The organism is Streptomyces lycii, from assembly GCF_009735685.1.
Classification (GTDB): Bacteria; Actinomycetota; Actinomycetes; order Streptomycetales; family Streptomycetaceae; genus Streptomyces; species Streptomyces lycii.
This window is the reverse complement of the sequence record NZ_WHPN01000363.1, coordinates 1-11,552: the sequence shown is the minus strand read 5'-3', so window position 1 is coordinate 11,552 and position 11,552 is coordinate 1. Positions and strand designations below refer to the sequence as shown.

The following is an 11,552-nucleotide window of genomic DNA, read 5'->3' as shown; positions in this document are numbered from 1 at the left end:
GGGCTGCTGGGCACCGGCGACTTCGCCACCAACATGATCGTGCAGGACCTCCGGCTGCCCCGGGGCGGTCAGCGGGGACAGAGGGACGGGCTCGTCGGGGCGCCGGGGTTCGGCACGCCGGGTCCAGCAGGGCGCCGGGTCCCGGGCACGCCGGACTCACTCGGCGGACAGCACGCGCCCGGCCCGGCGGACCGGCTCGGCACGCCTGATCCGGCACACCCGGCCCGGCGGACCGGCTCGGCACGCCTGATCCGGCACACCCGGCCCGGCGGACCGGCTCGGCACGCCTGATCCGGCACGTCGAACCCGGTGCGCAGACTCAGCACGCCGGACCCCGCGTACCGCTGAGCCGGTCCGCGGGCCCGGCGGGCCGGCTCAACGCTCCAGGAACGCGAACAGTTCCTCCCACCGCGCCACGATCCGCTCGGGCGCGTACCGCCGCACGTTCTCCCGCGCCGCCTCTCCCATCCTGTCCCGCAGCGCCCGGTCGGACATCAGCCGGCCGAGCCGCTCCGCCAGCGCCGTGGTGTTCCCGGGCGGCGCGAGCAGCCCGTCCTCGCCGTCCCGGACGATCTCCCGCACCCCGGGAGCACAGTCGAACGCCGCGCACGGCACGCCCGCCGCCATCGCCTCCAGCAGCGCCAGCGGGAAGCCCTCACCACGCGAGGACTGGACGAACACCGAACCGCCGCGCAGCGCCCCCGGCACGTCGCCGGTGGCGCCCCGCCACTCCACGGAGCCGTCCAGGCCGAGCGCCGTGCACTGCTCGCGCAGCTGCTGCTCGTCCTCCCCGGTCCCGTAGATCCGCAGCGTCCAGCCGGGGTGCTCCGGCGCGGTCTCGGCCCAGGTGTCGAGCAGCATGTCGACGCCCTTCTGGCCGTCCAGCCGGCCGATGCTGACGACGGCGGGCGCGGTGCGCGGCGAGGGCTCGCCCGGGTCGGCGGGCAGCGGGTTCGGCAGGTGCCCGACGTGGTTGAGGTTGCGGCGGTGGATCCAGCGGTCGGCGTCCTCCCGGGTGAGCACCAGCAGCCGGTCCACGTCCGCGTAGTACCGCAGCACGCGGGCGAGCCGGGAGGAGTCACGGGTCATCTCGTACGACTCGTGGCTCATGCCGACGACCGTCAGTCCCGCCGTGTCGGCGAGCGCCACCCATTCCATCGCCCACACCTGGGTGACGATCACGACCCCGCCGGGGCGTGCGGCGCGGAACATCGCGGTGAGCTTCGCCGCCTGCTCCCGCATGCCGGCCCGCCGGACCCGGCGGCGGTACCGCTCGACCGGGTCGAGCCGGCCGCGCATTCCGCGGGCCGGACGCGGCCGGGGCGGGTGGGCGTCGTAGAGGGTGGTCGTGGAGTACGGGAGCGGGGCGCCGCCGCCGGGGGCGGTTGCGCGGGGCACGGCGGGCGGGGTGATGCCGACGACGCGGACGCGGTGGCCCCGGGCGGCGAACAGCCCGGCCATCTGGTGGGTCCAGTTGGTGACGCCGCCGAGTTCGTCGACGCTGTTGCCGACGAGGAAGATGTCCCGGGTCATCGGCCGCCCCGGAGCACGGGACGGCCGGCGGGCCGGGGAGCGGAGCGCCGCACCCAGTGGAGAGCGGAGCGCCGCACCCGGCGGAGAGCGGAGCGCCGCGGCGAGCGCCCGGCCGGGCGCGGCGCCGGGCGCGGCGCGAAGAACTCGTCCACGATCCGCCGCGCCGCGTCCCCGCGGTCGTAGCCGCCGAACTCGGCGGCGAAGGCGGCCCGTTTCTCCCAGTCGCGCCCGGCGTCGGTCTCCAGGGTGCGCAGCGCCGCGTACAGCTCGTCCTCGGTGCGGACGAGCGGGCCGGGCGCGTGGTCGGCGAGTTCGAAGTAGGTGCCGCGGCCCTCGCGGCTGTAGGAGTCGTAGTCGTAGGTGAAGAAGATCATCGGCCGGTCCAGCAGGGCGTAGTCGAACATCACGGACGAGTAGTCGGTGATCAGCGCGTCGGCGAGTTCCAGCACCGGTGTCGTGTCGGGCAGCGCGGAGACGTCCAGGACGCTGTCCCGTACGGACGGCGGGAGCACCACATGGTTCAGGTAGTGCGCGCGGACCAGCAGGACGAAGCGGTCGTCGAACTCCTTCGCGAAGCGCTCCACGTCGAACGGCAGGTCGAAGCGCCGGCCGCCGGTCCGGCGGAACGTCGGCGCGTACAGCAGCACCGTCCTGTCCTCCGGGATCCCCAGCCCGGCGGCCAGCGGCCCGCGCGTGCGGCGGCCGGTGGCACGCTCCCGCTCCCGGGCCCGGACCAGCGCGTCATTGCGCGGATAGCCGACGCGCAGCAGCGCCCGCTCGGGCAGCCGGTACGCCCGGGCGAGGGTTCGGACGTCGTGCTCGGAGCGGATCAGAAAACGGTCGAAGCGGTCCAGCGCCTCCTGGTACTCCTGCTGCTTCTCGCGCGGCCACAGCTTGTGCTCCGGCTCGTCGAAGCCCATCTTCTTGAGCGCCGAGCCGTGCCAGGTCTGGATGTACGTGGTCCCGGGCCGCTTGCGGAGCTTCAGCGGGAAGCCCTGGTTGTCCACCCAGAACTCGGCCTGCGCCAGGGCCCGCAGATACGCCGGCGACCAGCGGCGGACCAGCACGGCGTCCTCCGGGAAGCCCTCCGGCCGCGGACCGGCGTACGACCAGTGCACGCGGACGGGCAGCCCCCGCCGGCGCAGCTCCTCGTGGACGGCGCGCGGGCTGTCGCCGTAGCTCCGGCCCAGATGGCTCTCGAACACCGCGGTGCCCGGCCGGATCGGCAGCCGGCAGAACACCTCGTGGTAGAGGCGCAGCTTGGCGTCACCGCCGGTCAGCCGCTCTCGGACGCGCCGGGCCCGGCGGACCCCGGACTTCGCGAACCGGCCGGGCGGGCCGTGCACGCCGCGCGCCACCAGCTCGCGGAGCCGTTCCCCCGCCGCGCCGCCCGGGGCAGCGCCGGGCTCCTCGCCCGCACCGCCCGCGGTCAGCAGGAACGCCAGGTGCCCGCGCGCCGTCACCGTCGGCTCCAGCCGGTCCGCGAGCAGCCGGCCGAGCCGGGGACGCACCGGAACGGAGCCGTCCGGCAGCGCGGCGCCGCCGGCGGTCAGCCGGGTGGTGGTGCGCACGCCGTCGGCGGTCAGCCGCAGCCGTACGTCCCACACGGTGTCGACCACACCCACCGGCCGCAGCGCGCGGGACAGTCCGGCCTCCGCCTCCCAGGCGATCGCGTCGCCCTCGTGGCGGAGCGTGCGCACCGGGAAGCGGAAGGACCGGAGGCCGCGGCGGCGGGCGGCGAACTCCAGCTCGGCGGAGAGCCGGGCGCCGGGGCGGATGGTGCCGAGCGGGTTGACGATCCGCCCGGCGAGCCGCACCCGCCCGGCCCGGCTGCCGTACGCCGTCAGCTCGTTGCGCAGGAACATGCTGTCCAGGGGCTTCGTGTGCAGGCCGAGGTCGGTGACGTCCAGCAGGCGGCGGCCCAGCGGATCGCCGAGATGCTCCTCGCACCAGTACACCCGGCCGTCGCGCTCGGTGAGCGGCGCGGAGATCTTGCGGCGGTTGAGCAGGCTGTCGACGGCCGGGCCGAGCCGCTCCCAGTCGCCGCGCAGCAGCAGATAGGCGCAGACGGCCTGGAGGGGCGGCACCTCGTCGTACGCCCCGGGGTCCATCCCGGCCAGATAGCCGCGCGCCAGGGAGGCGAACTCGCGGCGGTACGCGTCGTCGCGGAACGGCAGGTCGCGCAGGTGCAGCACGAGGTCGTGCTTGAGGAACTTGACGTCCTTGGCGCGCTGGAGGTCCGGCATCCGGCGGCGTCCGAGGAGCGCGTCCACCCGGCCGTGGATCTCCATCCGGTGCGCGAAGTTGGCCATCTCGTGCCGCCGGTTGGAGACGGACTTCTCGGCGGCGCGCTCGTGGACGTGCCAGCGGTAGACCTCGTTCGGGATGAGGGTGATGCGCCGGGCGGCGAGATAGGCCTCGGCGGAGAACATCAGGTCCTCGTAGTACATGCCGCGCAGGAACAGCAGGTTGTTCTCCAGCAGGAAGTCGCGGCGGTAGCACTTGTTCGTGGAGAGGGTGTCCCACGCGAACAGGTCCGGCAGCTCCCGGACGGACTGAAGCGTCCTGGTGCGCGAGTAGAGCCACGGATACCAGGGGTCGCGGGCGACGGTGCGGCGGTCGAGCAGCAGCCGGACGCAGAGCCCCGCGACCAGGTCCGCACCGGTCTCCTCGGCCGCGCCGAGCATGTTGCGGCAGGCGTTGCGCTCCAGGACGTCGTCGCTGTCGAGGAACATCACGTATGGCGCCCGGGCGGCCTCGACGCCGGCGTTGCGCGGGGCGCCGCAGCCGCCGCTGTTCTCCGGCAGCCGCAGGGCCCGGACCCGGCCCGGGTGGGCGGCCGCCAGGGCCCGCGCCACGTCGTGGGAGCCGTCCGTGCTGTGGTCGTCGACGATCACCGCCTCCACGGCGCGGAGGGTCTGGCCGAGAACGGAGCGGACGGCGTCGGGCAGACGGGCCGCGTCGTTGTAGACGATCACCACCACGGAGACGTCGGGCGCCGGATCCCGCCGCGCTGCGGTCGTCGCCATCCGCGCCTCCCAACGGCCGTACCGGCCGGCGGCCGCCCGCCCCGGCCGGGCGGGGACGGTGCGGGCGGCCGCCACACCGGGACAAAACGGTGCCTGTCCGCCCTCCATCGTAGGGACGCCCGCCCGGCGGCGCGCGGCGCGGAAACGCCGCGGGGCGGCCCGGCCTGTGCCGGAGCCGCCCCGCGCCGATGGGCCGAACGGGTCAGACGTGCTGCCGCAGCAGGGTCCGCATGGTCCGCATCGCGACCGACAGGTTCGCCAGGTCGAAGGCGTCCGAGCCGTGGATCTCGTCCAGCGTGGCCCGCGCGCGGGCCAGGATCGGGGCGTTCTTCCGCTCCCAGGCCTCGAAGCGCTGCTCGGGGGTCGAAGCGCCGTTGCCGACGGACAGCACGTCGGCGGTGAGCGCCGCGTGCGCCGCGTAGAGGTCCTCACGGATGGAGGCGCGGGCCATCGACTGCCACCGGTCGGCGCGCGGCAGTTCGATGATCCGGTCCATGAGCCGGCTGATGGACAGCCGGTCCGCCAGGTCGTAGTACACCTCGGCGACGTCCAGCGGTGCCTTCCCGGTACGGTCCGCCACCGCCACGATGTCCAGCGTCGGGAAGGCCGAGGAGAAGCCCGCGACGCGCTGCGCCAGCTCGCCGGGCACGCCCGCCTCGGCCAGTTCGTCCAGGATCGCCTGATACCAGTCCAGGTCCGCGCCGCGCAGCAGCTTCGGCAGCTCCGCCCACACCGCCTGGACCCGCTCCGCGAAGAACTCGATCGTCTCGGCGAGCTCCAGCGGCTGCGGGCGGTTGTTGAGCAGCCAGCGGGCCCCGCGCTCCACCAGCCGCCGCGAGTGCAGCCGGATCCGGGTCTGGACGGCCGCCGGGACCCGGTTGTCCAGCGCCTCGACCTCGTCCCAGACGGTGCCCAGTTCGAAGATCGCGCGAGCCGCGGTCTGCGCCCGGACGATCTCCTCCGTCGAGGCCCCGGTCTCCTCCCGCATGCGGTGCAGGAAGGTCGTGCCGGCGCTGTTGATCGTGTCGTTGACCAGCACCGTCGTCACGATCTCGCGACGCAGCGCGTGGGCGTCGATCTGCTCGGGGAAGCGCTCCCGCAGCGCCAGCGGGAAGTAGGCGTACAGCAGCCGCTGGAGATACGGGTCGTCCGGCAGGCCGGAGCCGATCAGCTCGTCCGCAGCCGTGATCTTCTCGTAGGCGAGCAGAACGGCGAGTTCCGGCTGGGTGAGCCCGCGACCGGCCGCCAGCCGCTCCTTGATCTGCCGGTCGGTGGGCAGGAATTCGAGCTCGCGGTCGAGGTCGCCCTTGCGCTCCATCCGCCGCATGGCCCGCTGGTGGGCGTGCAGCAGGCTGGGGGCCTGGGCGACCGCGTTGGCCATGGCGACGTTCTGGGCGTAGTTGTTCCGCAGCACCAGGGCGCCGACCTCGTCGGTCATCTCGGCGAGCAGCTGGTTGCGCTGCTTGACGGTCAGATCGCCGTTGGCGACGACCGCGTTGAGCAGGATCTTGATGTTCACCTCGTGGTCGGAGGTGTCCACGCCCGCGCTGTTGTCGATCGCGTCGGTGTTGACCCTCCCGCCCGCCCCGTCGGGCCCGCCGGAGACGGCGAACTCGATCCGGCCGAGCTGGGTGGCGCCCAGGTTGCCGCCCTCGCCCAGCACCTGGGCCCGGACCTCCCGGCCGTCGACCCGGATCGCGTCGTTGGCCTTGTCGCCGACGTCCGCGTGGCTCTCCGCGGACGACTTGACGTAGGTGCCGATGCCGCCGTTCCACAGCAGGTCCACCGGGGCCCGGAGGATGGCCTTCATCAGCTCGGCCGGAGTCATCTTCGTGACCCCGGCGCCGATGCCCAGCGCCGCCCGCATCTGCGCGTTGACGGGGACGGACTTCGCCGAGCGCGGATGCACGCCGCCGCCGGCCGACAGCAGCGAGGTGTCGTAGTCCGCCCAGGAGCTGCGCGGCAGCTCGAACAGCCGGCGCCGCTCGGCGTACGACACGGCGGCGTCCGGGTCCGGGTCGATGAAGATGTGCCGGTGGTCGAAGGCCGCGACGAGCCGGATGTGCTCGCTCAGCAGCATGCCGTTGCCGAACACGTCGCCGGACATGTCGCCGACGCCGACGACGGTGAAGTCCTCGGTCTGGGTGTCGTGCCCCAGCTCGCGGAAGTGCCGCTTGACGGACTCCCAGGCGCCGCGGGCGGTGATGCCCATGCCCTTGTGGTCGTATCCCGCCGAGCCGCCCGACGCGAAGGCGTCTCCGAGCCAGAAGCCGTACGCGACGGCGACCTCGTTGGCGATGTCGGAGAACGACGCCGTGCCCTTGTCCGCGGCGACCACCAGATAGGTGTCGTCCCCGTCGTGCCGGACGACGTCCTGAGGGTGCACCACCTCGCCGCCGACGAGGTTGTCGGTGATGTCGAGCAGACCGGAGATGAAGGTCTTGTAGCAGGCGATGCCCTCGGCCAGCCAGGCGTCACGGTCGGCGGACGGGTCGGGCAGCCGCTTGCCGACGAAGCCGCCCTTGGCGCCGACCGGCACGATCACGGTGTTCTTCACCATCTGCGCCTTGACCAGGCCGAGAATCTCCGTGCGGAAGTCCTCGCGCCGGTCGGACCAGCGCAGCCCGCCGCGGGCGACCTTGCCGAAGCGCAGATGGACGCCCTCGACCCGCGGGGAGTACACCCAGATCTCGTACGCCGGGCGCGGCGCGGGCAGATCCGGGATGGCCTGCGGGTCCAGCTTGAAGGAGACATAGCCGTGCGGCAGGCCGTCCTGGCGGGTCTGGAAGAAGTTGGTGCGCAGCGTCGCCTTGACGACGGTCAGGAAGGACCGCAGGATGCGGTCCTCGTCCAGGCTCGCGACCTGGTCGAGCGCGCCGTCCAGCTCCTCCAGCAGCCCGTCCGTCAGCTCCCGGCCGGCCCGCTGGCGCTCCGGGGACATCCGCGCCTCGAACAGGCTGACCAGCAGCCGGGTGGTGTGGACGTTGTTCCGGAGGGTGTCCTCCATGTAGTCCTGGCTGAACTTGGCACCCGCCTGCCGCAGATACTTCGCGTACGCCCGCAGCACCATCGCCTGACGCCAGGTCAGCCCGGCGCTCAGCACCAGGGCGCTGAAGCCGTCGTTCTCCGCTTCACCGGTCCAGGCCGCGGCGAACGCCTCCTGGAAACGCTCGCGGGCGTCGTCCGCGAGCCGGTCGCCGCCGGCCGCAGGAGTCGGCATCCGCAGACCGAAGTCGTAGATCCACGCGGTGCTGCGGTCCGAACAGCGCAGCTCGTAGGGGCGCTCGTCGACGACCTCGACACCGAGGCGCTGGAGCAGCGGCAGCACCGCGGACAGCGACACCTGCTCACCGGTGCGGTAGATCTTGAAGCGCCGCTCGCCGGGGGCCGCGCCCACCGGCTCGTACAGGCTGAGCGCGAAGTTCCGGCCCTCCTCGGCGGTCAGCTGCTCCACGTGCTGGAGGTCGGAGACGGCGCTGCGCGGGGCGTGGTCCGCCTTGTAGCCCTCGGGGAACGCGCCCGCGTACCGGCGGGCCAGCTCGGCGGCGCGCTCCTCGCCGACCTCGGCGTTGAGCGCCTCCAGGAAGCCGTCCTCCCAGGACCGGGCGGCCTCGGCCAGCCGGGCCTCGATTCGGTCGCAGTCGGCGCTCGTGAGCTGGGTCAGCTCGGTGCCCGGCGTCACCCGGATGACGAAGTGCAGCCGGGAGAGGACCGATTCGGTGTTCCAGGCGGTGAAGTCGACGCTGGTGCCGCCCAGTTCCTCCTTGAGGATGTCGATCAGCCGCAGCCGGACCGTGGTGTTGAAGCGGTCCCGCGGCAGGTAGACCAGCGCCGAGTAGTAGCGGCCGTACTCCTCCTGACGCAGATAGAGCCGGAGCCTGCGGCGCTCCTGGAGGTGGAGCACGCTGGTGGCGATCGAACGGAGCTGGTCGACCGGGGTCTGGAACAGCTCGTCGCGCGGGTACGTCTCCAGGATCTGGAGCAGGTCACGGCCGTTGTGGCTGTTCGCCGTGACCCCGGCGCCGGCCAGCACCTCCTCGACCTTGCGGCGGATCACCGGCACCCGGCGCACCGACTCGGTGTACGCGGCGGAGGAGAACAGCCCGAGGAAGCGGCGCTCACCGACGACATTGCCGTGCGCGTCGAACTTCTTGACGCCGATGTAATCGAGATACGAGGGCCGGTGCACGGTGGCGCGGCTGTTGGCCTTGGTCAGCACCAGCATCCGGTGCTCGCGCGCCTTGGCCCGGGCGTCGGCCGGCAGCCGGTTGAAGGACGGCGAGACCCGGTGGCCCCGGGCGTCCGGGTGACGCGGGTCGGAGCGCAGGATGCCCAGGCCGGTGCCGGGGACGGCGGTCAGCACGTCCTCCTCGCCGCCGGCCTCGCCGGGCTCGCTCGTCAGCTCGTACTCGCGGTAGCCGAGGAAGGTGAAGTGGTCGGCGGCGAGCCAGCGGAGCAGTTCGCGCGCCTCCTCGGCCTCCTGGCCGGGCACGTCGTCGGCGATCGGCTCACCGGGCAGCTCGTCGGCGATGCGCAGGGCCGCGCCGCGCATCTTCTCCCAGTCCTCGACGGCCTCCCGGACGTCGGACAGGACCCGCAGCAGGTCGCCCGTGATCTGCTTCAGATCGGCCCGGTCGGTCTCGCGGTCGGTCTCGACATGGATCCAGGACTCGACCACCGCGTCGTGCGGCAGCGCGCCCCGGTCGCGGCCCGCCGCCGGGCCGCCGGAGCGGCCGGGGTCGATGACCTCGATCAGCTTGCCGGTGAGGTCACGGCGGACGGTCACCTGCGGATGGACGACGAGGTGGATGCCGCGGCCCTGGCGGGAGAGTTCGTTGGTGACCGAGTCGACCAGGAAGGGCATGTCGTCGGTCACCACCTCGACGACGGAGTGGCTGCACGTCCAGCCGTTCTCCTCGACCGTCGGGGTGTGCACCCGGACGTTCGCCGTGCCCTGCGGGCGGGCCTCGGCGAGCCGGTAGTGCGAAAGCGCCGCGCCGAGAACGTCGACCGGGTCGCGGTCGGTCAGATCCTCGGCGGTGGTGTGCAGGTAGTAGCGCTGGAGGTACGCGGTGAGAGCCTCCGGGTCCGGCGCTCCCTCGCGGTGGAGCCCGGTGGGCTGCTGCGCGCCCGCCGGGCTGATCTCAGCTGCCCGGGCTGCCCGTGCGAGCAGCTCCGCCTTGGCTTCGTCCAGCTTGGTCTGCATGTCCTCTGGCTCCTGTCGCGCGCCGTTGCGTGACGTAGGTGAAGGTGGCGGCATGTCGTGACGCGGGATTTCCGGTCGTTGTCGACGTTATGCCGGGATCGGGGATCTGCGCGCCGTAATCGGCCATCTTCCGGGCACGGTGGTGCGCCGGGCGCCGCGGTACCGCCGCACCGCGCCACGGGGCGGCCCGGTGGCGACGGCCGGGACGTCCGGAGAGGCCGGAGCGCCCGGTGAGAGAGGCAACGCCGCCCCTCACGGATATCGCGCTGATCACCGCACCAGGCTATCGCTCCCCGTCCGGACCGCGTCATGGGCTGTGTACAAAACCGGGGCCGGAAGTTGGACGTTCCGGCCAGCCGCGCGCGGACCCGTCGCCGGTGTAGGGGCGGCCCCGCGCACGGGGCCCGCCGCGCCCGTGCAGGCCGCTCCGCGCGGTGCCCCGTGCGGCCCGCCGCCCGTGCCGGTGGCCACAGCGGCCGGGGCCGGGGACTACAGCGGCCGGGGCCGGGCGACGAGGGACTCGGCCGTCTCCACCGCCTCCTCGAGGCTGTCGACGACCGGCACCCCGGCGGGCTCCAGGCTGGCGCGACTGTTGGATCCCCCGGTGTAGAGCACGGCCCGCGCCCCGCTGTGCCGGGCGGCCACGGCGTCGTCGAGGGCGTCCCCGATCACCACGACCCGCTCCGGCCGTATGCCCCGCAGGGAGGCGAGATGGCGCACCATCTGCTCGGCCTTGCCGGTGTGCGTCTCGCCGAGCCGGCCGTCGACCCGGACGAAGCGCCTCTCGATGCCGTGCGTCCGCAGGATCGGCAGCAGGTCCCGGTGAGGGGCGAGCGAACACAGCGACTGGGTCGAGCCGGCGGCCTGCCGCCGCGCCAGCAGCTCCTTGGCGCCCCGCGCCAGCGCGGCGTTCGCCACCTGCCGGCCGTAGTGCGCCCGGAAGGCCGCCTCCATGCTCCGCCACTCGGTCCCGGTGGGCTGCCGGCCCAGCAGCCGCTGGTAGAAGAGCGGCACCGGGACGCAGTACAGCTCGCGATACCGCCCGGCGGTGACCGGGCCCGCGCCGATCTCGGCCAGCGCGGCGTTCGTCGCGCCGATCACGGCGTCGAAGTCGTGGAAAAGAGTGCCGTTCCAGTCCCAGACGACGTGCGCCGCGAGCTTCCCCTTGTCGCTTCCGATTCCGTGCCCCATGCCGTTCCCCATGCCCCGAGACGGTACCCGGGGGCACCGACAGCGCCCTCCGCCGGACGTTCAGCCCAGCAGGTTCGGGATCTCCTGGGTGGCGTACCAGAGAAGCTCGTGGTCCTCGGCCCCGTCCACGGTGAAGCGCGCGTCGTCGTCACCCTGGTCCGCCGCGCCCAGCGCCGCGGCGGCGGCGGAGACGTCCGCCTCGGCGTCGTCCGCGTCGACATGCACCGCCGCGGCCTTGGCCAGCGGTACCGCGGAGGTGATCCGCACCTCGCCCACCGCGGACGCGTCCAGGCTGCGGTCGGGGTCGGCGACGGCGGTGCCGTCCGGCACGTCGACGGCGACGACCACCCGGCGGCGGGCCGCCCGCGGGTCCGTGGCCAGCAGCCGCAGCGATGCCTGGGCGGCCCGGCCGAGCGCCGCGTACTCCAGCTCCTCGATGTCGTCCGAGACGTACCACTCGCGCAGGCCCGGGGTGACGGCATAGGCGTCCAGCGGCGCGGGGCCCAGCTCACCCGCCCGGTGGGCGGCCGCGAGTCCGGAGAGGGTGGTGGGGATGTAGACGCGCATGGCTGCCGCTTCTCCTGAAGGCGCTG

Annotated in this window: 5 protein-coding genes and 1 pseudogene; 1 reads left to right on the top strand and 5 read right to left on the bottom strand. The window is 73.6% G+C overall.

What is annotated here, in order from left to right; all coding sequences use genetic code 11:
- Positions 1-291 (top strand): annotated as a pseudogene (locus tag GCU69_RS33270) (hypothetical protein); the annotation flags it as partial.
- Positions 292-375: 84 nt separating this feature from the next.
- Here the strand turns inward: GCU69_RS33270 and GCU69_RS24270 are convergent.
- From GCU69_RS24270 to GCU69_RS24250, 5 genes are all read right to left on the bottom strand, one after another.
- The gene (locus GCU69_RS24270; RefSeq protein ID WP_156207181.1) at positions 376-1,533 is read right to left on the bottom strand and encodes a glycosyltransferase; all 1,158 of its coding nucleotides are present in this window, start codon (positions 1,531-1,533) and stop codon (positions 376-378) included.
- Positions 1,530-4,562: a bifunctional glycosyltransferase/CDP-glycerol:glycerophosphate glycerophosphotransferase gene (locus GCU69_RS24265; protein ID WP_156207180.1), complete on the bottom strand. Its 3,033-nt coding sequence runs from the start codon at positions 4,560-4,562 to the stop codon at positions 1,530-1,532. Before GCU69_RS24265 ends, GCU69_RS24270 begins: the two co-directional genes overlap by 4 nt.
- 202 nt (positions 4,563-4,764) lie before the next feature.
- On the bottom strand, positions 4,765-9,768 hold the full coding sequence (locus GCU69_RS24260) for an NAD-glutamate dehydrogenase (protein ID WP_156207179.1): 5,004 nt from the start codon (positions 9,766-9,768) through the stop codon (positions 4,765-4,767).
- Between the two features lie 489 nt (positions 9,769-10,257).
- A complete protein-coding gene (locus GCU69_RS24255) occupies positions 10,258-10,959 on the bottom strand; it encodes an HAD family hydrolase (RefSeq protein ID WP_098752157.1) in 702 nt (233 codons plus the stop codon).
- Between the two features lie 60 nt (positions 10,960-11,019).
- Positions 11,020-11,526, bottom strand: coding sequence for a DUF6912 family protein (locus tag GCU69_RS24250; protein ID WP_098752158.1), 507 nt, complete (start codon positions 11,524-11,526; stop codon positions 11,020-11,022).
- Positions 11,527-11,552: the final 26 nt, after the last annotated feature.